General features: G+C 70.2%; 21 protein-coding genes. 10 read left to right on the forward strand and 11 right to left on the reverse strand.

Annotation, left to right across the window (positions count from 1 at the left end):
• Both Q0L11_RS16265 and Q0L11_RS16270 read left to right on the forward strand, forming a co-directional pair.
• Positions 1-317: TetR-like C-terminal domain-containing protein (locus Q0L11_RS16265; protein WP_296598611.1), on the forward strand; the 317-nt coding region annotated here is incomplete at its 5' end.
• Between the two features lie 59 nt (positions 318-376).
• Positions 377-1,528 (forward strand): epoxide hydrolase family protein, encoded by a 1,152-nt coding sequence (locus tag Q0L11_RS16270; RefSeq protein WP_296598613.1) that lies wholly within the window; start codon positions 377-379, stop codon positions 1,526-1,528.
• Here Q0L11_RS16270 and Q0L11_RS16275 read toward each other — a convergent pair.
• On the reverse strand, positions 1,525-1,887 hold the full coding sequence (locus tag Q0L11_RS16275) for an endonuclease domain-containing protein (protein ID WP_296598614.1): 363 nt from the start codon (positions 1,885-1,887) through the stop codon (positions 1,525-1,527). The genes Q0L11_RS16270 and Q0L11_RS16275 overlap by 4 nt on opposite strands.
• Before the next feature lie 211 nt (positions 1,888-2,098).
• Between Q0L11_RS16275 and Q0L11_RS16280 the strand changes: the two genes are divergently transcribed.
• Positions 2,099-3,106, forward strand: coding sequence for a beta-eliminating lyase-related protein (locus Q0L11_RS16280; protein WP_296598616.1), 1,008 nt, complete (start codon positions 2,099-2,101; stop codon positions 3,104-3,106).
• A 324-nt stretch (positions 3,107-3,430) separates the two neighbouring features.
• A complete protein-coding gene (locus Q0L11_RS16285; RefSeq protein WP_296598618.1) occupies positions 3,431-6,397 on the forward strand; it encodes a TonB-dependent siderophore receptor in 2,967 nt (988 codons plus the stop codon).
• Positions 6,398-6,507: 110 nt separating this feature from the next.
• Here the strand turns inward: Q0L11_RS16285 and Q0L11_RS16290 are convergent, their stop codons facing one another.
• Positions 6,508-7,524, reverse strand: coding sequence for an NAD(P)H-dependent flavin oxidoreductase (locus Q0L11_RS16290; RefSeq protein WP_367183444.1), 1,017 nt, complete (start codon positions 7,522-7,524; stop codon positions 6,508-6,510).
• 62 nt (positions 7,525-7,586) lie between these two features.
• Positions 7,587-8,546, reverse strand: coding sequence for an acetyl-CoA carboxylase carboxyltransferase subunit alpha (locus Q0L11_RS16295; protein WP_296598621.1), 960 nt, complete (start codon positions 8,544-8,546; stop codon positions 7,587-7,589).
• A 161-nt stretch (positions 8,547-8,707) separates the two neighbouring features.
• On the opposite strand from Q0L11_RS16295, the gene Q0L11_RS16300 reads away from it, so the two are divergent.
• Entirely contained in the window at positions 8,708-9,499 is a 792-nt protein-coding gene (locus Q0L11_RS16300; RefSeq protein WP_296598622.1) for a glycine zipper 2TM domain-containing protein, read from the forward strand.
• A gap of 122 nt (positions 9,500-9,621) precedes the next feature.
• Here Q0L11_RS16300 and Q0L11_RS16305 read toward each other — a convergent pair whose 3' ends face one another.
• Together Q0L11_RS16305 and Q0L11_RS16310 are read right to left on the reverse strand one after the other, a co-directional pair.
• Positions 9,622-10,542: a site-specific tyrosine recombinase XerD gene (locus Q0L11_RS16305; protein WP_296598623.1), complete on the reverse strand. Its 921-nt coding sequence runs from the start codon at positions 10,540-10,542 to the stop codon at positions 9,622-9,624.
• Entirely contained in the window at positions 10,539-11,831 is a 1,293-nt protein-coding gene (locus Q0L11_RS16310; protein WP_296598625.1) for a hypothetical protein, read from the reverse strand. The genes Q0L11_RS16305 and Q0L11_RS16310 overlap by 4 nt, the downstream gene beginning before the upstream one ends.
• A 70-nt stretch (positions 11,832-11,901) precedes the next feature.
• Between Q0L11_RS16310 and Q0L11_RS16315 the strand changes: the two genes are divergently transcribed.
• From Q0L11_RS16315 to Q0L11_RS16325, 3 genes are read left to right on the forward strand one after another with little or no spacing between them, the layout of a single operon-like run.
• Positions 11,902-12,450, forward strand: a complete 549-nt coding sequence (locus tag Q0L11_RS16315) for a shikimate kinase (protein WP_296598626.1) — start codon at positions 11,902-11,904, stop codon at positions 12,448-12,450.
• Positions 12,447-13,559, forward strand: a complete 1,113-nt coding sequence (gene aroB, locus Q0L11_RS16320; protein ID WP_296598627.1) for a 3-dehydroquinate synthase — start codon at positions 12,447-12,449, stop codon at positions 13,557-13,559. Before Q0L11_RS16315 ends, aroB begins: the two co-directional genes overlap by 4 nt.
• Complete coding sequence (locus Q0L11_RS16325; RefSeq protein ID WP_296598628.1) at positions 13,556-14,842, forward strand: HlyC/CorC family transporter; 1,287 nt, start codon at positions 13,556-13,558, stop codon at positions 14,840-14,842. The genes aroB and Q0L11_RS16325 overlap by 4 nt, the downstream gene beginning before the upstream one ends.
• A gap of 49 nt (positions 14,843-14,891) precedes the next feature.
• On the opposite strand, the gene Q0L11_RS16330 is transcribed toward Q0L11_RS16325, so the two are convergent.
• Both Q0L11_RS16330 and Q0L11_RS16335 read right to left on the reverse strand, forming a co-directional pair.
• Positions 14,892-17,846: a TonB-dependent siderophore receptor gene (locus tag Q0L11_RS16330; protein ID WP_296598629.1), complete on the reverse strand. Its 2,955-nt coding sequence runs from the start codon at positions 17,844-17,846 to the stop codon at positions 14,892-14,894.
• Positions 17,847-18,224: 378 nt separating this feature from the next.
• A complete protein-coding gene (locus Q0L11_RS16335) occupies positions 18,225-18,476 on the reverse strand; it encodes a DUF3297 family protein (protein ID WP_296598630.1) in 252 nt (83 codons plus the stop codon).
• A 192-nt stretch (positions 18,477-18,668) separates the two neighbouring features.
• Between Q0L11_RS16335 and Q0L11_RS16340 the strand changes: the two genes are divergently transcribed.
• Positions 18,669-20,879, forward strand: coding sequence for a S9 family peptidase (locus tag Q0L11_RS16340; RefSeq protein ID WP_296598631.1), 2,211 nt, complete (start codon positions 18,669-18,671; stop codon positions 20,877-20,879).
• Here Q0L11_RS16340 and Q0L11_RS16345 read toward each other — a convergent pair.
• From Q0L11_RS16345 to Q0L11_RS16355, 3 genes are all read right to left on the reverse strand, one after another.
• Positions 20,866-21,798 carry a LysR family transcriptional regulator gene (locus Q0L11_RS16345; protein WP_296598632.1) on the reverse strand — a complete coding sequence of 311 codons (933 nt, stop codon included), beginning with the start codon at positions 21,796-21,798 and terminating at the stop codon, positions 20,866-20,868. The genes Q0L11_RS16340 and Q0L11_RS16345 overlap by 14 nt on opposite strands.
• A 42-nt stretch (positions 21,799-21,840) precedes the next feature.
• Positions 21,841-23,955 (reverse strand): ATP-binding protein, encoded by a 2,115-nt coding sequence (locus Q0L11_RS16350; RefSeq protein ID WP_296598633.1) that lies wholly within the window; start codon positions 23,953-23,955, stop codon positions 21,841-21,843.
• Positions 23,956-24,046: 91 nt separating this feature from the next.
• Positions 24,047-24,796, reverse strand: coding sequence for a class I SAM-dependent methyltransferase (locus Q0L11_RS16355; RefSeq protein WP_296598634.1), 750 nt, complete (start codon positions 24,794-24,796; stop codon positions 24,047-24,049).
• Positions 24,797-24,909: 113 nt separating this feature from the next.
• Between Q0L11_RS16355 and Q0L11_RS16360 the strand changes: the two genes are divergently transcribed.
• Positions 24,910-25,719 (forward strand): hypothetical protein, encoded by an 810-nt coding sequence (locus Q0L11_RS16360; protein WP_296598635.1) that lies wholly within the window; start codon positions 24,910-24,912, stop codon positions 25,717-25,719.
• 63 nt (positions 25,720-25,782) lie between these two features.
• Here the strand turns inward: Q0L11_RS16360 and Q0L11_RS16365 are convergent.
• The coding region (locus tag Q0L11_RS16365) for a PEPxxWA-CTERM sorting domain-containing protein (RefSeq protein WP_296598636.1) at positions 25,783-26,412 on the reverse strand (630 nt) is incomplete at its 5' end.

Raw genomic sequence — 26,412 nt, forward strand, 5'->3', positions numbered from 1 at the left:
CCTACGTCCGCTTCGCCTTCGAGCACCCGCACACCTACAAGCTGATGTTCGACCTCAACCAGCCCATCGGCGACGATCATCCCGACCTGGTCGAGGCCGGGCGTCGCGCCCACGAGACCATGAGCGCCTGGGTCAAGGACCAGGTGGAGGCCGGCGAGATGGCTGGCGATCCCGAGCAGATCGGCGCCATGTTCTGGGCCGCCACCCACGGGGTCGTGGTGCTGGAGATGGCTGGCAAGCTGCCGCCCGGCGCGGCCAAGGACCTCCACCACCAGCTCAGCGCCACCCTCGCCAAGGGCCTGAAGCCGGGCGCCTGAGGCGCTTGACCGCCCCGCACGGAAACCTGCGAGTTTCCTCCAAACAGCGGGAGGCGCGCGTGGCGAACATCGAACCCTTCGAAGTGACCTGGACCGAAGCCGAGGTCGGCCGCGTGCTCGACCAGGTGCGCGGCTACCCGTGGCCGCCGGCGCCCGAGGTCGCCGACGGCTGGGCCTACGGCTGCGACGCCGGCTATCTCAAGGCGCTCTGCGCGCACTGGACCGACGCCTACGACTGGCGCGCGGCCGTGGCCGATCTCAACCGGTTCCCGCAGTTCACCGCGAAGGTCGAGGACTTCGACATCCACTTCCTGCACGTGGTCGGGGAGGCGGGCGGCAAGCGCCCGCTGCTGGTCACCCACGGCTGGCCGGGCTCGCACTACGAGTTCTGGCAGGCGATCGAGAAGCTCGCCTTCCCGTCCCGCTTCGGCGGCCAGGCTTCCGACGCCTTCGACCTGGTGGTCCCGTCCCTGCCCGGGTTCGGATTCTCGTCGAAGCCGTCGCGCCCGATCGGACAGCGCACCACGGCGCGACTGTTCAACACCCTGATGACCCAGGTCCTCGGCTATGACAGCTACCTCGCGCAGGGCGGCGACTGGGGCGCGATGGTCACCTCGTGGCTCGGCCGCGAGCACGGCGCCAACGCGCGGGCCATCCACCTCAACATGCTGGGCTTCCGGCCGCACGGCGGCCCCGAGAACGAAGCCGAGGTCGCCTGGGCCCAGAAGCAGGCGGCCGCCATGGAGATGATGGGCGCCTATTTCCGCCTGCAGGTCTCAAAGCCGCAGTCCATCGCCTGGATGGGCGCGGGCAACCCGGTGGGTCAGGCCGCCTGGATCGCCGAGCGTTTCCACGACTGGTCCGACCTGCGCACGAAGTCGATGGACCAGGCCTATCCCAAGGACCGCCTGCTCACGAACATCATGATCTACGTCATGACCGGCAGCTTCACCTCGGGCGCCTGGTACTATCGCGGACTCGTCGAGGAAGGCGGCGTCGCCTTCGCCCCCGGCGAGCGGGTGGAGACCCCCACGGCCTTCGCCAACTTCCCCGGCGAGCCGCTTTACTCGGCCCCGCCCCGCAGCTTCGCCGAGCGCGCCTACAACATCGTCCGCTGGACCGACATGCCGAGCGGCGGCCACTTCGCCGCCATGGAGGAGCCGGACCTGTTCGTGGACGAGGTGCGGGCCTGGGGACGTGAGTACGGCTAGGCGGGTTCTCCAGCGGCATGCAGGATCGTGCGGATTGCGGCGTCGAGGTCCTCGAAAACGAGGCTCGCTGAAAGCCGAAGGACGCGGATGCCACGCAAGCCTAGCCATTCGTCGCGTTCGATGTCGCGGAGCTGCGCGCCTCCGAGCCAGTGCTGCTGGCCATCGACCTCCACTGCAAGCCTCGCACTGTCACAATAGAAGTCGAGGACAAACGGCCCGATCGGATGCTGCCGGCGAAAGCGAAGGCCGTGCAGCTTGCGTCGCAGCGCCACCCTCAAGCGCGCTTCAGGCGGCGTCATGCGTCGGCGGAGGGATCTGGCCCGCGCAATGGTGGCCTTGGGGCGCTTCCACAGCCGCATCATCGTTCTTCTTTTGTTCCCATACAACATCTCTCCTCACCCGCAGGGGAAGGGGGACCGCGGAACGCGGTGGAGGGGGAACGCCCCAAGCTCGGCGCCTCCAGCATGTCCCCCTCCACCATGCTGCGCATGGTCCCGCTCCCCCTACGGGTGAGGAGAGGACGATCGCACCGCCTTGCCGACTAGCGCGAAAGCCGTAAGAAGCCCCGCCATGGCCCGCTACGACTTCGCGTCCGACAACACCGCGCCCGCGGCTCCCGAGGCCATCCAGGCGATCCTGGCGGCCAACACCGGCTTCGCCTCCGGGTACGGGACGGACAAGGTCAGCGCCCAGGCGGCCGACCTGGTGCGCGCGCTGGTGGACGCCGACGCCGAGGTTCGGTTCGTGGCGTCCGGCACGGCGGCCAACGCGGTCTCGCTGGCGGCGCTGGCGCGGCCGTTCGAGGCCGTTCTCGCGCACCGGCACGCCCACATCTGCACCGACGAGACGGGCGCCCCGGGCTTCTTCGGCCAGGGCGTCGGCCTCATCGGACTGCCCGGGGCCTCCGGCAAGATCGACCCCGCCGCCCTCGCCGCGCCTCTCGCCGCGCCCGACCTCTCCCACCGCCAGTCGCCGGCGGCGCTGTCGGTCACCAACGCCACCGAATACGGCACGGTCTACACGGCGGCGGAGTTGGCGGCGCTGACCGCGCCGGTGAAGGCCAAGGGTTACGGCGTCCACCTCGACGGCGCGCGCCTGGCCAATGCGGCGGCCGCGGGCTTCGACCTCAAGGCCATCCCTGGACTGGGCGTGGACATCCTCGTGGTCGGCGGCACCAAGGCGGGCATGCCGCCCACCGAGGCCGTGGTGATCTTCGACCGCGCCGTCGCCCGCCGCTTCGACGCGCGCCTGAAACAGGCGGGCCAGTTGCCGTCCAAGGGCCGGTTCTACGCCGCGCCCTTCATCGGCATGCTGAGCGACGGCGCCCTCGTGCGCCACGCCGCCCACGCCAACGCCATGGCCCGCAAGCTCGCGGCCGGCATGCCCTTCCGGGTCGTCCACCCGGTCGAGGCGAACGCGGTCTTCGTCGAGATGGACGACGCGCGCCTCTCCGCGCTGCACGCGGCGGGCTGGTTCGTCTACCGGTTCCTGGACGGCTCGGTGCGCTTCATGTGCTCGTGGGCGACCACCGAGGCCGCGGTCGACGAGATCCTGGACGCCGTCCGACGCCTCGCCTGATCCGCCGCCCGGCGGAATCATCGTGACAGCTATGTTTCTGAATGATGGGGGATAGTTTGCCTCCATGCGGCGAATGTGTGGCGCATTCGCCGCACATCATGGAAAATCTGTAACGTTCACAGACCGCTCGTCGCGACTGTGGCGGCTTTTCGTTGCTCACGTGTCGCGTGCATGACAGCTATCGCGCTCACCGTCAGGTGCAGAGTGCCCCATCGTCGACGTTTCCGCGCCGGCGCCAGGGGGACCGTTGCGCTTGAGGGGGACCAGGCGCCGGCGCCGTCCGGCGTGCTTGCAAACCCGTTCCCAGGCCGGGGGGCCGTAAGAATGAAAGTCGAAATGAACACCAAGCTTCGAAGCGCGCTGCTCGTCTCAGCCGCCTCGGCCAGCCTGCTCGCTGCGCCGACCTTTGCCCAAGCTCAGACCGCCGGTGAAGGCGTCGACGTGGGCGAAATCGTCGTCACCGGTTCGCGCATCCGCCGCGACACCTTCACCTCGCCCCAGCCGCTCTCGGTCGTCAGCGCCGAAGCCATCCGCGAGTCGGGCAACACCTCGATCGGCGAGATCCTGCTGGACCAGCCGATCATCAACCCGGCGACCAACGGGCAGAACAGCTCGGGCACCCTGTTCCTCGCCGGCCAGACCCGCGCCGACATCCGTGGCCTCGGCCCGACGCGCACCCTGGTCCTGATGGACAACCGCCGCCTGCCGTTCTCGGACGCCAGCTCGCCGGCCGTCGACCTGAACACCATCCCCTCGCTGATGGTCGAGCGGATCGAGACGATCGCCGGCGGCGTGTCGGCCGTCTACGGTTCGGAAGCCATCGCCGGCGTCGTCAACTTCATCATGAAGAAGGAACAGGACGGCCTCGAGCTGGACCTGCAGGGCGGCATCAGCGAGCGCGGTGACGGCGAAGAAGGCCGTTACGGCTTCAACTGGGGCAAGAAGTTCTTCGACAACAAGCTGTCGGTCCTGATCGGTGGTGAATACGCCAACCAGGACAAGATCATGCAGCGCGACCGCGACGGCATGGATCCCGGCATCCGCCGCGACACGCGCCTGACGCCGCAGCCGATCATCCCGGCCTCGCGCGCCAACACCTCGCCCTACGCGACCTTCCAACTGATCGGCGGCGCCCTGGGCACCGCTCGCGCCGTGACCCGCGACGTCCGCGACAACGGCCTGTCGATCGTCCGCCTTTCGGCCGCCTGCTCGACCGCCACGGTCCAGCCGGACTGCCAGGACCCGTCGCTGTTCTACTCGGGCCCGGCCTACAACGCGCTGCAAGGCAAGAGCAACCGCGCCGTCCTGCGCACCTATGTGCAGTACGACGTGACCGAGCACTGGAACGTCTTCCTCGACGCCAGCTACGTGAAGGCCGGCGGCTACGGCATCTTCCAGCCGGCCTTCTCGTCGGCCCTGGGCGGCGGCACGATGCCGGTCGTCCTGCGCGGCGACAACGCCTTCCTGAACGGCGGCGGCACGACGGCCCAGCAACTGCGCGCCGAATGGACCGCGGCGGGCAAGACCTTCACCAACACCTCCACCGCTCAGGTCGGCAAGTTCTGGCAGGAGTTCGGCGGTCGTGACGTGAAGACCGAGCGCGAGCAGGTCCGCGTCGCCGGTGGCTTCAACGGCAAGTTCCAGACCTTCAGCCGCGACGTGAACGTCGACGGCTACGTGCAGTACTCGCAACTGGACGGCACCACGACCTCGTACAACGTGCCGAACGTCGCGCGCGTGCAGCAAGCGACGGACGCCGTGGTCGTCAACGGCCAGGTGGTCTGCCGCGACGTCGCCGCCCGCGCGGCCGGCTGCGTTCCGTGGGACCTGGTCAACGGCGCGAGCCGCGAAGCCATCCTTTGGACCAACGCCATCTCGGCTACCGACCAGACCGTGAAGCAGACCGTCGCCGGCCTGAACTTCGCGACCGAGCTGTTCAACCTGCCGGCCGGCCCGGTGGGCATCGCGTTCGGCGCCGAGTACCGCAAGGAAGAAAGCCTGTTCGTCCAGGACGCCCTGGGCGCCTCGGGCGCGCTGTTCTTCAACGCCATCGGCACCCGCGGCGGTGAGTACACCACCAAGGAAATCTACGGCGAAATCCGCATCCCGATCCTGAAGGATGTGCCGTTCGCCGAAGAGCTGAGCGTGGAACTGGCCGGCCGCGCGTCGGACTACTCGACGATCCACGGCACCGACCAGTACCGCCTGAACGTCGAATGGGCGCCGATCAAGGACATCCGCTTCCGGGCCACCGAAGCGACGGCCGTGCGCGCGCCGAACATCGTCGAGCTGTACGCCCCGCAGAGCCGCAACTTCACCACCGCGGCGATCGACCCCTGCGACAAGGACGTGTTCCGTGGCGCCAGCGCGGCCCAGCAGGCCGCCCGCCGCGTCACCTGCGCGGCCGCCATCCCGGGCTACAACCCGCTGACGTTCGTTTCGAACATCGGCACGGGCCGCTCGTCGCTGGCGCTGCTGCAAGGCGGCAACCCGGACCTCGGTCCGGAAAAGGCCCACACCTACCAGTACGGCGTGGTCATCCAGCCCCGCTGGGTGCCTGGCCTGTCGATGTCGGTGGACTACTTCAAGTACAACATCACCGACTCGGTCAGCACGATCCCGATCAACACCCTGTTCGGCTCGCTCTGCTACGACGACGCTTCGCAGCCCTACGCTTCGAACCCGTTCTGCGCGCAGATCCAGCGTGACGCGACCGGGACCAACGGCGGCGCCGTCGTCGGTGGCGTGATCCAGGCCATCCTGGTCAACCAGAACGTGGCCAGCACCAAGGTCGAAGGCTACGACTACTCGGTCTCGTACGGCTTCCACACGGAAGACGTGTTCGGCAAGGACTACGGCGATATCGCCCTGCGCCTTGACGCCACCTGGATGTACCAGTTCGCGCAGCAAGGCCTGCCGAACCAGGCCTACACCCAGTTCGCGAACACGATCACGAACGCGACGCCGGAGTGGAAGGGCAACTTCAGCGCCCGCTGGTCGTACGACAAGATCTCGCTGGGCTGGAGCACCGCCTACATCGGCTCGATGATCATCAGCCAGGTGCAGCAGGCCGGCGTGCTGGATCCGTACAAGACGGGCGACTACTTCCGTCACGATTTCCGCGCGACGTACCGCTACAACGACGACATCACGTTCCGCGCGGGCGTGATCAACGTCTTCGACAAGCAGCCGCCCTATCAGCCGGAAATCTTCACCGGCACGGGCACCGGCTCGTCGCAATACGACAACCGCGGCCGTTACTTCTTCGTCGGCGCGAACCTGAACTTCTAAGTCGGGATGGCCGGGTCCTTCGGGATCCGGCCCGCCTCCGAGGAGAGTCAACGAAAGAGCCGCCGGGGCGACCCGGCGGCTCTCTTGTTTTCAGCGCTGTGGAAGGGCGGCTATTCCGCCGGCTGCAGCTTGCGGCTCACCACCGCCCCGGCCAGCCGGCCCGTGATGATCTCCTCGGCTTCGCGCACGATGCGGGCGATCAGGTCGCCGCAGGTGGGGATGTCGTGGATCAGGCCCTGGACCTGGCCCGCCGACCAGATGCCGTAGTCGGGATCTCCGGCCTCGTAGACCACCCGCCCCCGGGCGCCGGCCACCAGGTCCTTCACGTCGTCGAACGTCGCGCCGCCCGCCCGCTCGATCCGCACCACCTCGTCCGACACCGCGTTCTTCGCAACGCGGGCCGTGTTGTGCATCGTGCGGAAGATCAGGTTCGTCTGGCGCTCGTCGTTGGCGACGATCTGCTCCTTCACCTTCTGATGGATCGGGCTCTCGACGGTGCACATGAACCGCGTGCCCATGTTCACGCCCTCGGCCCCCAGCGCCAGCGCCGCCACCAGGCCGCGCGCGTCGCCGAAGCCGCCCGAGGCGATCATCGGGATCTTCACCTTGTCGGCCGCGGCCGGGATCAGGATCAGGCCGCCCACGTCGTCCTCGCCCGGATGGCCGGCGCATTCCAGGCCATCGATCGAGATGGCGTCCACGCCCATCCGCTCGGCCGACAGCGCGTGGCGGACCGCCGTGCACTTGTGGATCACCTTGATGCCGTGGGCCTTGAAGTGGTCGACGTGCTCCTGCGGCTTGTAGCCGGCCGTCTCGACGATCTTCACGCCCGAGTCGATGATCGCCTGCCGGTACTCGGCGTAGGGCGGCGGGGTGATGGCCGGCAGGATGGTCAGGTTCACGCCGAACGGCTTGTCGGTCAGCTTCTGGCAGCGCTCGATCTCACGGCGCAGGTCGTCGGGCGTCGGCTGGGTCAGGGCGGTGATGAACCCCAGGCCGCCACCATTGGCGACCGCCGCGACCAGCTCGGCGCGGCCCACCCATTGCATCCCGCCCTGCACGATCGGGTGTTCGATCCCGAAGGTCTCGGTGAACCGGGTCTTCAGCGCCATCTGGCGTCCTCCCAAACGATTGTTTGGAGGACAGTTGAACGCGCCTACCCAGCGTCAAGCAAGGGCGGCGCTCGGCCCTACTGAATCCCGCTGCGCCCGATGGCGTAGAAGCGCTCGGCGCGCCGGGCCTTCAGCTCCTCGACCGAAAGCCCTTCCAGGCCCTTCAACTCCTCCTCGACCGCGTCGCCGACGGCCTGCATGGCCGCTTCGGGGTCGGAGTGGGCGCCACCCGCCGGCTCGGGGATGATCCGGTCGACGATCTTCAGCTTCACCAGGTCCTGGGCGGTGATCTTCATCGCCTTGGCCGCCTCGCCCGGGGTGCGGGCCCCGCGCCACAGGATCGAGTTCGCGCCTTCGGGCGGGATCACCGAATAGATCGCGTGTTCCAGGATCAGCACGCGGCTGCCGCAGGCGATCCCCAGCGCGCCACCCGAGCCGCCCTCGCCGGTCACAACGGCAACCATCGGCGCTTCCAGCATCAGCGCCTTCTCGGTGGAGCGGGCGATCGCTTCCGCCACGCCGCGCTCCTCCGACGCCATGCCGGGATAGGCCGCCGGCGTATCAACGAAGCTGATCACCGGCAGCTTGAACCGCTCGGCCAATTCGAACAGCCGCACGGCCTTGCGGTAGCCTTCCGGTCGCGCGTAACCGAAGTTGTGCTTCACCCGCGTGACGGTGTCGCGGCCCTTCTCGTGGCCCATGACCACCACCGGCCGGCCGCGGAATCGACCGATGCCGCCCATGATCGCCTGGTCGTCGGCGAACTTGCGGTCGCCGCGCAGCTCCTGGAACTCGTCGATCAGCGCGGCGACGTAGTCCACGAAATGCGGCCGGTCCGGATGACGGGCCACCTGGGTCTTCTGCCACGCATCGAGGTTGGAATAGGCCTCGCGGCGAAGTTCCTGGGCCCGGGCGCGCAGGGACTCGATCTCCTCGTCCACCCCGCCGCCGGCGGTCTCCGAGAGCTTGGAGAGCTCCTCGATCTTGGCTTCGAGGTCGGCGATGGGTCGCTCGAACTCGAGGTAGTGCGCGGCCATCAGGCGTCCGTTCCGAAAGAGGCTGCCGCCCCGGAAGCGGCGGAAAGTAGGGCTGAACCGTCCCGCTCACAAGCCGCCAGCGCCGCTTGCGGTTCCGGACCCACGGAACGCTCAAGCCTCAGGAGTCGTTTGGCGGGATCGAGGTGACGAGGAGCCAAAAGATGAAGAGCCTTTTCAAGATCAGCATGGCCTCGGCGCTGGCGCTCGCCACCGCCCTCCCGGCCGCCGCCCAGCAGTACCGGCCGACGCCAGAGTATCAGCGTCAGCAGGAAGTCTATGACGCGCAGCGGTCCCAGTACGAAGACCAGCGCGCCCAGTACGAAGCCCGGCGCGACGACTATCGCGAGACCCGCCGGAACTACCGCGAGGCTCGCCGCGAGTACGAGCGGCGCCTGGCGGAGTGGAACCGCGCCCAGGTGATCTACGATCGCCGCTACGGCTACGGCGCCTATGCGCGCATGTATCCGCGCCCTGTCTGGGATCAGACCTACTGGACCAGCTATGAGGCGCCGCCCTACGCCGGCTACTACGGCCGCAACACCTCGGCCACCACCGTGCCCTGCAACGGAAGCAGCGGCAGCGGCAACACGGTGGCTGGCGGCGTCATCGGCGCCCTCGCCGGCGCGGTGCTGGGCTCGCAGGTCGCTTCTCGCGGCGCGCGCACCGAGGGCGCTGTCCTCGGCGGCGTGGCCGGCGCGGTGATCGGCGGCTCGATCGGCAACGCCAGCCAAAATCGCAGCTACAAGTGCGACAGCCGCGGCCCGTACTTCTCGTACGACGACACGGTGGCCTATCGCGAAGGCCGCAACCGCTACGCCTCGGCCTACGACTACAGCTACTACGAGCGTCAGCGCTGCCGCCTGGCTCCCGCGCCTGTCGACGCTTACGGCCGCGACATTCGCTACGTCCGCGTCTGCCCCGACGGCGACGGCCGTTACCGGATCACTGGGTAACGTCTGAGGTCGCCCAGCGGCCAGGGTGGGGAGCGAATGGCCAGGCCAGCCCGGTCTTGAATCCCCACCCGACTGTCGCTGCGCTCCAGCCACCCTCCCCTGAAGGGGAGGGATGGTCGGCGTCAGGACTTCTTCCGCGCCAGCGGGTGCTTGGTCTCCACGACCTCCCGCAGCCGGTCCGAGGCCACGTGCGTGTAGATCTGCGTGGTGGCGATGTCGGCATGGCCCAGCAGCTTCTGCACCACCCGAAGATCGGCCCCGCCCTCCAGCAGATGCGTCGCGAAGGCGTGGCGCAGGACGTGCGGGCTCACCCGCTCGGGGTCGATGCCGGCGTCCGCCGCCGCCTCGTCCAGCACCTGGGCGAACCGGCGGGGCGTCAGCCGCCCGGCCTTGCCGCGGGATGGGAACAGCCACGGATTGGCCTTGTCGCCCTTCGGCAGGAACTGCGGCCGCGCGGCCAGATAGGCCTTCACCGCCGCCCGCGCGGTGTCGTTCAAGGGGGCCAGTCGCTCCTTCCCGCCCTTGCCCTTGACGATCAGGTAGGCGGGGTCGCGCTGCAGCGCCGCCAGCGGCAGGGCGGTCAGTTCCGAGATGCGCAGTCCCGACGCATAGGCCAGTTCCACCATGCAGCCGAAGCGTAGCCCCTGTACGCCGTCGCGGGCCGAGGCGGCGGCGATCAGCCGGTCCATTTCCTCCCGGCTCAGCACCTTCGGCAGGGGTCGGCCCTTCTTCGGCGCCTCGACGCGGCGCGAGGGATCGTCGTCGCGCCAGCTCTCGCCCAGCACGAAGCGGTAGAACTGGCGCACCGCCGCGCGCCGCCGCGCCGCCGTGGCCGGCGACAGCCCCCGCGCGCCCAGCGCGGCGAAGTAGGCCTCCACGTCCTCGGCGGTCGCATCAGCCAGGCCTCGACCCCGGCCCGCCAGGAAACCGCCGGCGTCGGTCAGATCGCGGGCGTAGGCCGACAGCGTGTTGCGCGCGGCCGCCCGCTCGACCGCCATCATCTCCAGGAACGCCTCGGCCCAGTCGGCGCCCTTCGCGCTCATTTCAGGCCCGCCAGCCCCTCGAGCACGAACAGCCGCGCATCGTCGGCCAGACCGGCCCGGATCAGCGTACGGACGATCCGCGCGCGATCGCCGACCGCGGGCCCGCCGGCTCCGGCTTCGGCGCACGTCCACAGCGCCAGCAGGGCCGCCTCTCCCACCCGTCGGCTGTCGGCCGCCGCTTCCAGGGCGAGGTTGCGGCCGGCGGGCGCCTTGCCTTCCGGGACCGCCAGCGTCGAAATCCGCGCTCTGTCCACCCCCGGCAGGTCGTTGGCCAGCGCCGCCAGCAGCACCGCGGCGGCCTGCAGGCGCGGTCGGGTCTTCGGATCGGCGGAGTCCGCGGCCGCCGCGATCAGCGCCGAGACGCCGCCCTCCGGCGGCAGGCCCGCGACGACCGACTGCCCCAGCCCGCCGAGCTGGGCGTCGATGAGACTGAGGTCGAAGGTGGGGGTCGGCGGCTCTGCGCCCGACATGGCCGCGGCGACGGCCGGCCCTGGCTTCGCGGCTGACAGGTCCAGGTTCAGGCTCTTCGACAGCGCCAGGTCCAGGCCATTGCGCAGCGACGCCGCGCCCGGCGCCCCGGCGCCCAGCTTCGCGGCCATCAGCCGCCCGTAGACGGCGTCCCGCGCCTGCGCCTGCGCCAGGTCGAAGGTGAGCTGCGCCTGGGCGGTCTGGCCGGCCTCGGCCTGGCAGAAGGCCCGCAGGCGCAGCCAATAGGCCTCGCCCCGGCCCGCCGACAGGCCCTGGGCGATGGAACAGGCGCGGGCGTTTTCCCCGGCCAGCAGCGCGGTCTCGGCGGCAGCCTGCGACAGGCCGGCGTTGCGGTCGAGGCCCGGGGCGCGGTCGAGGATCCGTGATGCGGCCGCCACGTCGCCCAGCGCGATCAATGCGTTGGCGCGCGCCCCGGCCAGCGCCTCGTCGTTGGCCGAGCCGTCCGGTCCGCGCGCGCCTGTCGCCAGCACGCGCCGCGCAAGATGGGCCGCCGCCGGCGAGAGCGGCTTCGACGCCAGCAGCGGCAGCACCGCGCGCGCCGTCTCCACCGGCGTCCCCTTCCAAAGGTCGGCCGGCAGGCCGGTGTCGCGTCCCGGCGTGGAGAACGCGTCCGGCGCGGCCAGTTGCGACACCTGCACCTGAGGCGGGGGCGGCGCGGGCGTGAGGACCGGGGTCGCCGGTGAGCTCGTCGTCGGGGCCGCTGGCGGCAGCTGCGTCGCGCCCGGCCCGGCCGCCTCCTGCGCATGAACAGGCGCCGCCGCCAGGACCAGGAGGCTCGAAAGAAGGACAATGCGAGACATGGCCGGCACCTTAACCCACGGCGGCCGATTGGCGCGAGGGGGCAGGGTCGTGTAAAGGCTGCGCCGTCAGATGGATCGTTACGAACCGCTTCGCCGCCGCACCATCGCGCTTGTGGGCCTCATGGGCGTCGGCAAGTCCAGCGTGGGCCGCCGGCTGGCCAATGCCCTGGGCCTGCCGTTTCGCGACGCCGACGCCGAGGTCGAGGCCGCCGCCGGCCGCACCATTCCCGAGATCTTCGCCGAATTGGGCGAGCCCGCCTTCCGCGACGGCGAGCGCCGGGTGATCGGCCGCCTGCTGGAAGGCCCGCCCCACGTCCTGGCCACCGGCGGCGGCGCCTTCATGAACCCGGAGACCCGGGCCCTGATCAAGGAGCACGCCATCTCCGTCTGGCTGAAGGCCGACCTCGACGTCCTGGCGCGGCGCGTCGGCCGCAAGGACAGCCGCCCGCTCCTCACCGGCAAGGATCCGATGGACGTCCTGAAGGCCCAGGCCGAGGCGCGCTATCCGATCTACGCCGAGGCCGACATCGTGGTGGAGACCGGCGACACCGCCCATCACGTCACCGTGGGCCAGGTGATCAAGGCCATGTCCGAATATCTGGGCGAACCCTGCGAATGAGCCGTTCCGTTCCTGTCGGCCTGGGCGAGCGCGCCTATGAGGTGGTGGTGGGCGATGGCCTGCTGGACGCCGCCGGCCGCCTCGTCGCGCCGTTCCTCAAGCGTGGCCGCACCGCCGTGGTCAGCGACGAGACCGTCTGGCGCCTGCATGGCGAACGCCTGACCGCCGCCCTGGAAGCCGCCGGCGTCCGGGCCCTGCCGGTGATCGTTCCGCCTGGCGAACAGACCAAGAGCTTCGAGGGCCTGGCGGACGTCTGCGACCGCCTGCTGGCGCTGGAGTTGGACCGGGGCGACATCGTCACCGCCTTCGGCGGCGGCGTGGTGGGCGATCTCGCCGGCTTCGCGGCCGCGATCTACAAGCGCGGCATCGACTTCGTGCAGATCCCGACGACGTTGCTGGCCCAGGTCGACAGCTCCGTGGGCGGCAAGACCGCGATCGACACGCCCCGTGGCAAGAACCTGATCGGCGCCTTCCACCAGCCGAAGCTGGTCCTGGCCGACCTCTCGGTGCTCTCCACCCTGCCCGACCGCGAGATGCGCGCCGGCTACGCCGAGATCATCAAGTACGGCCTCCTGGGCGACCGCGGGTTCTTCGAGTGGCTGGAGGCCAACGCCGCCGCCGTGCTGGCGCGCGAACCCGAAGCGCTGGCTCATGCCGTCGCGCGCTCTATCGAGATGAAGGCCGAAATCGTCGCCGAGGACGAGAAGGAACAAGGCCGCCGGGCCCTGCTCAACCTCGGCCACACCTTCGGCCACGCGTTGGAGTCGGAGACCGGCTATGGCGACGCGCTGTTGCACGGCGAAGCGGTGGGCGCCGGCATGGCGCTGGCGTTCCGCTTTTCGGCCGGCCAGGGCCTCGTCTCGGGCCAGGACGCCGTTCGCGCCACCCGCGCCATCGCGGCCTCGGGACTGCCCACCACCTTGCAGGACGTGGCCGGCCATCCATTCGACGCCGGCCGGCTCGTCGCCCACATGGGCCAGGACAAGAAGGCGGAGGGCGGCCGCCTCACCTTCATCCTGGCGCGCGCCCTGGGCGAGGCCTTCGTCGCCAAGGACGTGGACGCCGGCGCCGTGCGCGACTTCCTGGTGGCCGAGGGCGCGCGCCCATGATCTTCGCCCTCATCGCCACGCTCGCCCCGTCGCTGCTGGTCCTGCTGACCCTCTCGGCGCTGCTCTCGGCGTCCGAGACCTCGATGACGGCCGCCAGCCGCGGGCGCCTGCACCAGCTCGAACGCGAGGGCGACCCCGCCGCCCGGCGCATCAACCGGCTCCTGTCGAACCAGGAGACGATGATCGGCGCAATCCTGCTGGGCAACAACGTCATCAACATCGGCGCGTCGGCGCTGACCACCAGCGTGCTCTCCGCCGCGTTCCCCGGCCCGCTCGGCGCCCTGATCGCCACAGTCGTCATGACGGTGCTGGTGGTGGTGTTCTCCGAAATCCTGCCCAAGACGCTGGCCATCGCCCGCGCCGATGACGTGGCCCGCGGCCTGTCGATCCCGACCTACTGGACGGTCAAGCTGTTCGGCCCGCTGGCCGACGGCGCGCAGTGGATCGTGCGCCTGACGCTCCGCCCCTTCGGCATCAAGCTGGACGCCGGAACCGACGTACTGGCCGCCCACGAGGAGATCCGCGGCGCGGTGGAATACCACCACTCCGAAGGCCTCGTGGAGACGCGGGACCGCTACATGCTGGGCGGTGTGCTCGACCTCGGCGAGATGGACGTCTCCGAGGTCATGGTCCATCGCCGCTCGATGGAGACCGTGGACGGCGGGATGACCCCGCGCGAGATCGTCGCCGAGATCCTGGCCAGCCAGCACAGCCGCGTGCCCATCTATCGCGACGACCCGGAGAACGTGGTCGGCGTCCTGCACGCGAAGGACCTGCTGCGCGCCATCGCCGACGCGGACGGCAAGATCGACGCCGTCGACATCGAGGCGATCCTGCGCGAGCCGTGGTTCATCCCCGAGACGACGTCGCTCAAGGACCAGTTGGCGGCCTTCCTCAAGCGCCAGAACCACTTCGCGCTGGTGGTCGACGAGTACGGTGGCCTCCAGGGTCTGGTGACGCTCGAGGACATCCTCGAGGAGATCGTCGGAGAGATCGAGGACGAGCACGACGTGGTCGCCGCCGGCATCAAGCCGGCCGAAGGGGGGGGGGTGATCGTCGAGGGCCGGGTGACGATCCGCGAACTCAACCGCGCCATGAACTGGTACCTGCCCGACGACGAAGCCGTGACGGTGGCGGGCCTGCTGATCCACGAGGCGCAGGCCATTCCCGAGGTCGGCCAGACCTACACCTTCCACGGCCACCGCTTCCGCGTCGAAGCCCGCAAGGGCGCCCGCGTCACCTCGCTGAAGGTCGAGCCCCTGCCCCGCGACGACGAGGAATGATCTGCGCCACCCGGGGCGGACCGTGCACGGTCCGCCCCGCCTCGCCGTCCTAGAAGTTCATCCCCGCGCCGACGAAGAAGAAGCGGCCGCGGTTGTCGTACTGCGACGAGCCCGTCGCGGTCCCGGTGTAGATGCTGTTGTCCGGGATCGCCGGCGGATGGCGGTCGAAGAGGTTGACCACCCCGGCCCGCACCGTCGTCTGCTCGTTGACCCGCCAGGTCACCCGCGCATCGTGGCGGAAGTAGTCGCCGGTCTTGTAGCGGGTGATGGCCCCCGGCGTGAACGCGCTGTTGGAGATCATCGAGCCCACGTACAGGGTGCTCCACGTGAACGAGAAGCGGTCGTAGCTCCACCGCGCCGAGGCGTTGCCCTTCCACTCCGGCGTGCCGTTGTTCATCGTGTTGGCGGCCTGGACATACGGCTGGCCCGGCAGGCCCTGCACGGCGAAGCGGTACATCCAGGTGGCGTCGACCCGCAGCGAGAGGTCGCCGAAGTCCTGGCCGAACACGTCCTCGGTGTGGAACCCGTACGACATGGAGTAGTCCCAGCCCTCGACCTTCACGCTCGAGACGTTCTGGTTGATCAGCGTGACCTGCACGACCCCGCCCGGCACGGCGCCGCCGTTTGTCCCCGTGGGATCGCGCTGGATCTGGGTGCAGAACGGGTTCGACCCATAGGCCGTGGCGCTGTCGTAGCAGAGGTTCTGCAGCAGCGTGTTGATGGCGATCGTGCCGACCTGGTCGGTGATGTTGTACTTGAAGAAATCCGCCGAGGCCTGGAAGCCCGGCAGCCAGCGGGGCTGGATCACGACGCCGTACTCGTAGGTGTGCGCCCGTTCCGGTTCGAGGTTCGGATTGCCGCCCTGCAGGAGGGGCAGCGACGAGCGGCCCGTGCCGAAGTTCGACACGAAGGTGGCCGGATTCCAGCCTGGGATCGCCGCCGCGCAGGTCGCCCGCCGCGCCGCCTGCTGCGCCGCCGAGGCCGTGCGGAACACGTCCTTGTCGCAGGGGTCGATGGCGGCGGTCGTGAAGTTGCGGCTCTGCGGCGAGAACAGCTCCACGATGTTCGGCGCACGCACCGCGGTGGCCTCGGTCAGCCGGAAGCGGACGTCCTTGACCGGCGCCCATTCCACATGGAGGCGATACTGGTCTGCGCCGCCGATGGTCGAATAGTCCGACACCCGGCCGGCCAGTTCCACCGACAGCTCCTCGGCGAACGGGACACCGCGCAGGATGGGGATCCGGACCTCGCCGTAGGCGTCCTTCACATTGTATTCGCCGGCCCGCGTGCCGATGGCGTTGAAGAACAGCGCGCCGGAGGCCCCCAGCGCGTCCTGGACGAACCGGCTCTCCTCCTTGCGGTACTCGGCGCCGAAGGCGATGCCCACCGGGCCCGCTGGCAGGTCGAAGAGATTGGTCGCGAAATTCAGGCCCGCGACGGTCTGCTTCACCTTCTGGTCGGTGGCCGAGGTGGCGTTGCTCCACAGGATCGCCTCGCGGCTGGGGCCGTTCACCAGGTCCCAGGGCACGCAGCCGGCGGCCTGCGCCGCCGCGCTGCGGCAGACCACCCTGCCGTTCACCACCACCGCGTCGGTCGCCTGCTGCACCCGCGCGACGTTGGGCACGTTGTACGAGATGGTCGTGCCGCTCAGTTCCGAATACTGCGCGTAGCCGTCCACGTTCACGTCGCGGCCGAAGGTCTGGAACTTGCCCTCGAAGCCGCCGGCCACCCGCGCCTGCTCGCGCTCGGTCTTCACGTCGCGCCCACCGAACTCCTGCCAAATCTTGCCGACCTGGGCGGTGGAGGCCTGGGTGAACGGCTTTCCGGCCGCCGCCCACTCCGCCCGCAGCGCCGCGGCCGTCGCGCCCGCGCCGTTCAGGAACGCGTTGTCCCCGCGCAGTACCACCGGCATCGTGCCGCCGCCCGGAGCCGACGAGAACGCCGGCACGAAGACGCCGTAGCCGCCGGCCTTCACGTAGGTGGCGTCCAGGAAGGTCTTCCAGTTTTCGGTGATCCTGTAATCGACGTAGGTCCGCAGCACGGCCCGGTCGCTCTTGCCCTGCAGGGCGTTGTAGACGGTGGAATAGTTCAGCGCCTCGTCCTGGCAGTCGGGCTGCACGGTGGGCGTCGAACAGGCCGCTGAAAGGCGCACCACCTTGGTCGGATCGCGCACGTCCAGGGCCACGGAGCGCGCGGTCCCCAGTGCGCCGCCCGTCAGTTGGAACACCGCATACGGCGAGTTGTTCGACCGCGAGTTCGGGATGATGGTCTGCGGCGTCTTGGTGGTGTCGCGGCGGAGGCCCGGATAGGCCCAGTCGCGGTCCTTCTGCATGACCTTGTCCTGCTTGGCGTACTCGCCGCCGATCAGGACGTTCAGCCGGCCGTCCATGAACTTCGAGCCCCAGTTGAAGCCCGAGCGGAATTCCTCGCCGTCGCCCTCCTCGGCGATGCCGGCCTGGACGTCCAGTTCCAGCCCGTCCTGCTCCTTCTTCATGATGAAGTTGACGACGCCCGAGATGGCCTCCGAGCCGTAGACCGCCGAGGCTCCGCCCGCGATCGTTTCGATCCGCTCGACCATCAGCGACGGGATCGTGTTCAGGTCCACCGCCGGCGAGCTGGCGTCCGAGAACGGCAGGCGCCGCCCATCCATGAGCACCAGGGTCCGGGTCGGGCCGATGCCGCGGATGTCGGCGCGCGTCTGGCCGGCCAGGAAGAGGGTGCCCGAGCTGTTCTGGCTGTTGGTGGCCGGGTTGATGTTCGGCTGCTCCAGCAGGATGTCGCCGATCGAGGTGTTGCCCGACTCGCGGATCGCCTCGGCCGTCACCACCGACAGCGGCTGCGGGGCGTTGAACGTGTCGCGGCGGATGCGCGAGCCGGTGACGACGATCTCGCCGACTTCGGCCGCATCGCCGCCGGTCTGCGCCGCGGCGATGTCGGCCCACCCCGCGACGGCCAGGCTGCAGATGATCGAAGAGGCCAGCAGACGCCGGCGGGTCGAGAGCAATTCCAAATCCAGTCCTCCATGGCCGCCTGCCCCCCGGGGCGTTCGCGGCGAACGTGCCTGCGCAGGGCTCGGGACCTGGATGGGACGCGTGCGTCCGCGCGCCGCCCCCGGCCGCTGCCTGGGGCGTGGATAGGAAGGCCGCGCGGTGCGGCTTAAGGAGATCGGCTCAGGGGTCCCATGAATGCGGCTCACACATCGGCCGCCCACGGGGCGTCAGGTCGCGTTGCCGTCCCGACATCGCGTTGAAACAAAACGGAATTGTGACACGTCGCGAGACATCCAAGGGCGCGCTGGGCGATCACGCCCGCGCAACACCTGTCGTCCCGTTTCGTCGATGTGACGCGCCGTGTGGCGCCGGCGACACGTCGTCCCCGCGCGTCAGCCCTCGCGGTAGTAGGGCTCGACCGGGCCCTGCAGCTTCATGGTCAGCGGGTTGCCGTGGCGGTCCTTGGAATTGCCGACGGCCAGGCGCACCCAGCCCTCGCTGACGCAGTATTCCTCGACGTTGGTCTTGTCCTGGCCCTTGAAGCGCACCCCCACGTTCCGCTCCAGCACGGCGGCGTCGTAGTAGGGGCTGTCGGGGTTCACCGACAGGCGGTCGGGCAGGGCCGGAGGGGTCTCTTCGCTCATGGGCGGGAGGTCGCACAGACGCCCCGGCGATTCAAGTTCCTCCCCCGCCGGGAAAGGTGTCGCCGCAGGCGACGGAGGGGGGGCCTCACTGGCCTTCGCGCGCCCCCAGGGCGGCGTTCGCCGGCGGCGCCCCCGCGGTGGCAACAGAGGGGGCGCATTGCCAACCCGGCCGCAACCCTGTTCAACACGCCCATGAAACTCGCACCCGCCGCCCTCGCGGCCCTGCTCGTCGCTGCGCCCGTGATGGCCGAGACCCTTCCTCCCCAGCGGATCTTCGAAAGCCCGGACATCTCCGGCCCCCGCGCCAAGGGCGTGCGGCTCTCGCCCGACGGCCGGTCGGTGACCTACATCAAGACCCGCGCCGACGACCTCACGGTCACCGACCTGTGGATCGCCGACGTGGCGGGCGGCGAGCCGCGCCTGCTGCTCGACGGCAAGAAGCTGGCCCCCGCCGAGCGCGAGCTGTCCGAGGCCGAGAAGGCGCGGCGCGAGCGCGCCGGCGTCGCCACCCGCGGCGTCGTCGACTACGCGTGGGACCAACTCGGCAAGCTGATCCTCGCGCCCGTCGAGGGCGACGTCTGGGTCTACGACGTCGCCGCCGGCCAGGCCCGCCAGCTCACGCGCACCGACGGCGACGAGATCGACGCCAAGATCTCGCCGAAGGGCGGCTTCGTTTCCTACGTCCGCGACGACAACCTCTACGTCATGCCGGCCGCCGGCGGCGCCGAACGGGCGCTCACCACGGGCGGCAGCGAGCTGAAGAGCTGGGGCACGGCCGAGTTCATCGCCCAGGAGGAGATGGACCGCCACACCGGCTACTGGTGGAGCCCCGACGACAAGGCCATCGCCCTCGCCTTCGTAGACCAGACCGGCGTCGACATCGTGGATCGCCCCGAGGTGAACGCCACCGGGGCCCGCGTCGTGCCCCAGCGCTACCCGCGGCCGGGCCGGCCCAACGCGAAGGTCGATCTCTACGTCCAGCCCCTTGATGGCGGGGCGCGCGTCAAGGTCGACCTCGGTCCCGACGCCGACATCTACCTGGGCCGTGTCGACTGGTCGAAGGACGGCAAGACCCTCTACGTCCAGCGCGAGAGCCGCGACCAGCGCCGGCTCGACCTGCTGGCGGTCGATCCCAAGACCGGCCAGGGCAAGGTGATCCTCACCGAGACCAGCCCGCACTGGGTCGACCTGACCGACGACTTCAAGCCGCTGAAGGACGGGACCTTCCTGTGGTCGTCCGAGACGTCGGGCTTCCGCCACCTCTACCTCCACGCCGCCGACGGCAAGGTGATCCGCCAGGTCACGCGCGGCGACTGGCCGGTGGATCAGGTCGAAGGCGTCGACGAGGCGACGAAGCGCGTCATCTTCTCCGCCTTCAAGGACAAGCCGATCGAGCGCCGGATCTATTCGGTCTCCTACGCCAAGCCGGGCGAGCCCAAGGCCCTGACGCCCGCCGGTGGGACCTGGACCGTCACCGTCGCCGACAAGGGCGGCGCCTTCGCCGGGACGTACGAGGATCCCAAGACCCCGCCGCAGACCGCGCTCTATCGCGCTGACGGAACCCGCGTCCGCTGGATCGAGGAGAATGCGCTGAAGCCGGGCCACCCGTTCTGGCCCTACGCCGACCGCCTGCGCGAGCCGGCGTTCGGCACGATCAAGGCCGCCGACGGCAGCGACCTCTGGTGGTCGCTGCGCACCCCGCCCGGCTTCGACGCCTCGAAGAAATATCCGGTGATCGTCCAGGTGTACGGCGGCCCGGGCAGCGCCCGCGTTGGCGCCAACTGGCACACCCCCGAGGACCAGATCCTGCTGGACGCGGGCTACATCCTCTTCCGCCTCGACAATCGCGGCACGCCTCACCGCGCGACCAGCTTCAAGACCGCCATCGACCGCCGCATGGGCCAGCTCGAGGTGGACGACCAGATCGCCGGGGCGAAGTATCTCCAGTCCCTGCCCTACGTGGACGGCCACCGCATCGGCGTCAGCGGCTGGTCTTACGGCGGCTACATGACCCTGCTGATGCTCACCGCCCCGGACAGCCCGTTCAAGGCCGGCGTCGCCGGCGCTCCGGTCACCGACTGGAAGCTCTACGACACCCACTACACCGAGCGCTTCATGGGCACGCCGCAGGACAACGCCGAGGGCTATGCGAAGTCGGAGGTCGTGAACCGCCTCGGCCGGCTGAAGCCCGGCTCGCTGCTGCTGGTCCACGGGATGGCCGACGACAACGTCACCTTCGACCACTCGACCCGCGTGCTCTTCGCCCTCCAGGCCCAGGGCAAGCCGTTCGAGACGATGGTCTATCCGGGCCTGCGCCACCGCGGCGGCTGGACGCCGATGAACCGCATGCACCGGGCTCAGCAGATGGTCGAGTTCTTCGACCGCAAGCTCAAGGCGCCTTGAGCCGCGCCTCGCGCGTGGCCCGTCCGCGTTCCTCGTATTCGCGCGCGATCGCCTGGAAGCGTGGGGCGAAGAAGTCGATGAACGCCCGCACGCGCGGCGAGTCCTTCAGCTCGGGCCGCGTCACGATCCAGGTGTGGGCCACGCTCTCGGGCTGCGGCGGGAACACCTGGACGAGGTCGGGCTCGGTGTCCGCCATCAGGCAGACCATCGGCCCGATCCCCAGGCCGGCGCGCACCGAGGCCCACATGTTGGTCACGCTGGAGGACTTCAGGGTCGGCTCCACGCCCTGGGTTTCCCGCAGGACGGCCGCCAGGCCCGGAATGGTCTGCGGCTCGTCGGCCCCGCCGATGATCACATGCCCTTGCAGGTCTGCGGGCGTCGCCGGCAGGCCCATGCGGTTGGCGTAGTCGCGGCTGCAGTAGAGCGCCCAGTCCACCGTCGAGACCTTGCGCGCGACCAGGTTCGAGTTCGGCAGGGCCTGGGCGCCGCGGAACGCCACATCGGCCTCCCCGGCTTCCAGGTCGAGCATGTCGTCGGTGACCATCAGCTCCAGCACCAGGTCGGGGTACAGCTCGCGGAACTCGGGCAGCATCGGCGTAACCACCGTGATGGCCAGCATCTCGCTCAGCGTCACGCGCACCGTGCCGGCGACGCCGCGCCGGTGGGCTTCGAGCTTCTGCCGCATGGCGAGCGCGGCCCGCTCCATCGCTTCGGCGTCCGCCACCAGCGACAGCCCCGCCTCGGTCAGGTTGGCGCCCGCCTGGTGGCGCTCGACGAGACGGGTGTCGAGGTCGCGCTCCAGCGCCTCCAGCCGCCGGGCGACGGTGGTCTGGTTGACGCCCAGCTCACGGGCCGCCGCGGCGGTCGAGCCACCGCGCGCCACCGCCAGCAACGCCTTCACGTCGTTCCAGTCGAACATGCGCCATAGTCATACCGGGCGTGCGGCCCGGCAAGACGTCGTTCAGGCGTCGGCCAGCGCGCAGGCCTCGCGACCGGGTTCGGGCTCGAGCACCGCTTCGATGCTGGACAGCAGGGCGGCAAGCTCGATCGGCTTGGCCACGAAGCCGTCCATGCCGGCGGCGAGGTAGTCCTTCACCTGGTGGTCCATCACGTTGGCGGAGACGGCCAGGATCGGGGTCCGCGGCCCGCCCCGCCGCGCCTCGATCGCCCGGATCTCGCGGCCGGCGTCGATGCCGTTCATCGTCGGCATCTGCACGTCCATCAGCACCAGGTCGAAATGCCCGGCGGCAAAGGCGTCCACCGCCTCGCGGCCGTCCGCGGCGAGCGTCAGGTCGACGCCCAGCGGCTCCAGCATCGCCGCCAGCAGCAACTGGTTCGTCGAATTGTCCTCCGCCGCCAGGATGCGCAGGCCGGGTTGGGCAAGGTCGTCCAGGACCCCCTGGTCCTCGGTCGCGTCCGCCGCCCTCAGCCACTCCAGCGCAAGCGAGAACGCGAAGGCCGAGCCGCGCCCCGCCTCGCTGCTGACGGTGATCCGGCCATGCATCAGCTCGACCAGTTCCCGCGCGATCGCCAACCCCAGGCCCGTGCCGCCGAACCGCCGCGTCGTCGTGGCGTCCACCTGGGTGAACGGGTGGAACAGCCGCGGCAGCAGCTCCGGTGCAATGCCGAGGCCGGTGTCCGCGACCGTGAACTCCAGCCCGTCGCCGGTGCGCCGGACGCGCACGCGCACCTCGCCCTCCGACGTGAACTTGACGGCGTTGGACGTGAGGTTCGCCAGCACCTGCCGGACCCGGCTGCCGTCGCCCATCCAGACCCCGCGCGCGGCGGGCTCGATCTCGACATGCATGTCCACGCCCTTCTGCGCGGCCAGCATCGCGAAGCCCCGGGTCGCGCCGTCCACCAGCGCGTCGAGGTCGAAGGGCTGGGCGTCCAGCTCAATGCGGCCCGCCTCGACCTTCGACAGGTCCAGGATGTCGTTCAGCAGGCTGAGCAGCCCCTCGCCCGACTTCTGGATGACCCCCACCTTCTCGCGGTCGGCGGGCTTGAGATCGCTCCGCGCCAGCACCTGGGCCATGCCCAGCACTCCGTTCAGCGGCGTGCGGATCTCGTGGCTCATGTTGGCGAGGAACCGGCTCTTGGCGACGTTGGCCGCCTCGGCCCGGTCGCGCGCCTCCGCCAGTTCGCCCATGGCCTCGGTCAGCGCCCGCTCGTGCGCGGAGAGGCGTCGCACGACGCGCGCGATCTGCCAGCCCAGCGCGGCCATCACCGCCCCGAGGGCCAGCAGCACGCAGGCGAGCACGGGCGCCGCCTCGGCCAGGACCTTCAGCCCGGGCCGCTGCAGGGTCCAGGCAAGTTCGCCGATGATCTTGCCGGTGGGATCGCGCAGCACCACCGCGGCCGGCCCCGGGACCGCAGGCGCCAGTCGCACGTCCTTCAGCCCGAACTGGCGCAGCGTGCCGGTCAACTCGCCGTCCATCCGTTCCGCCGACACGATCAGCACGGAAGGCCCGGGGGCCCGGCGCGTCGCGGCGTTCTCCGGCGTCACGGTCGAAGCGGCGACGATGTAGTAGGTCCCGTCGATGCGCAGCACGCCGGCGGCGGTCTCGGCCAGCGATGGATTGGTCGGCGCGACCGCTGGGGCCTTTGCGCCTCTCTGCCGCTCCACCGCGCGGGCTTGCGCGATCAGCGCGCGCGCCGCCTCCAGGTATCGGCCTTGCCCTGCCGGATCCGCCCGATCCGCGCCGACCCAGGCATAGAAGGGCCGGTCCCGGCCATCGACGACGATCGTCCAGTCGCGACCCCGGTTGTTCGCGAAGTAGCTGCCGACCTCGTCGTCGGCCCACTTCAGGCTGCCGCCCGGCTTCAGCTCGCGGTAGGCTTGGTCCCAGACGGTGACAGTCGTCAGGTCGCTGACCAGCCGCTGCCGTGAACGCTCGATCGCGCTTTCCACCCGCGCACGGTCCTGCCGCACCTGCAGGTCGTCCAGCGCCTGCGATCCACCGGCCAGGAGCGTCACCGCGCCCACCACCACCAACGCCACCAGCGTGGCGCCCAGGCCGATCAGGCGGCGCAGCGCCGCCTGGCCTTCGCTACGGTCGTCGGACGGGGGAACCATGCGTGCGGAGCATGTCACCCCGCACGCCCAACGCAGCGTAAACTTTGAGGAATAGCGCCCCAGACATACTGTCGCAGGCTTGGCCGCAGGCCTACTTCGGCTTGCGGAACTTCATGACGAACTGGTCGGTCTTCCCACGGATCGCCGGGTCGAAGACGTTGGCGGTGTGCGGGTCGGCCGCGTCCTTCAAGAGGTCGCTCTGGCTCTCCAGCTTGAAGCCGGCCGCCTCGACCTCCTGGCGCACGATCGCCGGGTCGATCCGGTGGATCTTCATCGGCGGCTCGAGGCCCGAGCCGGCCGGCGCCACGTGGTCGACGACCAGATAGACGCCGCCCGGCTTCAGCGACTTGAACACCTCGGCGTTCACCTTGGCCGCCGTATCCTTGGGGAACGGCGTCAGGTGCAGGTCGTGGTAGTTCTGGACGGTCAGGACGAGGTCCACGCCATCCGGCAGGTCCAGCTCGCCGAACGACGACGTCAGCGGCTTCACGTTGGAATAGGCCGAGGCGACCTTCTTCTGGTCCTCGCCGTACTTGGCCTGGAACTGGATGAACTCGGAGGGCTGGTAGGCGCTGACCTCGCCCTTCGGCCCCACCGCCACCGACAGCAGGCGGGTGAAGTAGCCGCCGCCCATGACCAGGTCGACCACCTTGTCCCCGGGCTTCACGCCCGCATAGGCCAGCAGCTCGCCCGGCTTGCGGGCCGCGTCACGCGCCACTTCGCTCTCGGGCCGTCCCTTGTCGGCGAGCGCCGCCGCGATGTTCGCGGGGGTCGCCGCCTGCGCCCCCGAGGTCGCCAGAGCCAGGGCCGCCGCAGCCGCCATCATCCACTTGCGCGCCATGCTGCGCTCCTCCCCATTGTCCTGCACAGAACCTAGCACCCGCGACAGCCGGCCCCCTAGCGGCATGCGACCAACAGCCGTATCTTGTCGACGCGTGTCAGTCAGGAGCCGTCGTGATCAGAGCGATCATCGGGGGCGCAGTGGCTGCTGCGCTCCTTTCCGGGCCGGTGCAGGCCGCCGCCGCCCGCCCCTCTTCCTCCCTCGCCTGGGTCGTCAACCCCACCGACACCGGATGCCGCGTCGACCTCGAACTGGTCGCGCGCTCTGGCGCGGTGACGCCGGTCAGCCTGATCTCGGACGGCCAGATCGTCAGCTTGCGGTTCTTCAAGGACGACCTGCCGACGCGCGCGTTCCTGCCGATCCGCATCGACAAGGCCCGCTTCTCGAACCTGATGCTGCGCGGCGAGGACGGCGCGGGCGAGCTGGTGTTGTCCGAGGAAACCGAGGCGGCCATGAAGCGGGGCGGCACGCTCGGCGTCGCCTGGCTGACCGAGGAGCCACTGACCGTCTCCCTCGCCGGCTCTGAACAGGGCCTGGCCGACCTCAAGACCTGCGGGGCCCAGACGGCCTCCCGCCATCGCGAACGCCTCGCCGCCGACCAGGCCGCGCGCGACCGCGCCGAGGCCGAGGCCCGCGCCAAGGCGCTGAACGATGCGCAGCTCGCCGCCGTCCAGGCCCAGACCGCCGCCGCGGAAGCCCAGCGCCGGCAGGTGGAAGAAACGGCCGAGCGCCAGCGCCGGGCTGAGGCCGCGGCCCAGGAACGCGCCTATGCCGAGGCCAGACAGCGGGCCTACGAGGAGGAGCAGCGCCGGCGCGCCGCCTATGCGCCGCAGCGGCCTTATTACGACGACGAGGAAGACGACCGCTGGGCGCCGCCGCCGCGCCCGGCCTGGCCGCCGCCGCGCGCCTACAATCCGTACTGATGGGGCCCGGAACGCATTCGGCCCGGCTTTCGCCGGGCCGATGTCGTCTTATCCCATGTCGTCCTAGCCGATGCTGGCGGCGAACCGCCGGCGACGGATCGTGTAGCCGATCGCGCCGAAGCCCAGGATCATCATGGTCCAGGTCGCCGGCTCGGGGATCGGTGTCGTGACGTCCCGATCGTCGGTCGGAGGCGGGTTGCGCGGATCTTCGCCGCCACTGCCACCGCCCGGATTGGTCGGCGTCAGGAAGCCCGGGCCGCCACCACCGCCACCGCCGCCCGTCGGGGTCGTCGGATCGGTGGGGAAGGTCGGCTTGTCCGTCGGAGGCGTCGGCGGGTTGACCGGAGGGGTCGGATCGCCGCCACCCGTCGGGGGCGTCGGATTGGTGGGGTCCGTCGGCGTCGTCGGATCAGTGGGCGTCGTCGGATTGGTCGGGTCGGTCGGCTGACCGCCGCCGCCACCGCCGCCGCCGCTTCCGCCCGTGCCGCCGCTTCCGCCCGTGCCGCCCGTCGGGCCGCCGCCACCGAAGTCGCCGCCGCCGCCCGTGCCGCCGAAGCCGAAATTGCCAGGAAGTTCGCCGCCGCCCGGAGGCGTCGGAGGATCGAGGAAGGTCAGGCCGTCGCCGCCAGGATTGCCGGGGTTGCCCGGCGTCCCGGTGTCCCCACCGCCGCCGGCTTCACCACCGCCACCGCC

The sequence above is a fragment of the Phenylobacterium sp. genome (assembly GCF_024508875.1).
Taxonomy (GTDB): Bacteria; Pseudomonadota; Alphaproteobacteria; order Caulobacterales; family Caulobacteraceae; genus Phenylobacterium.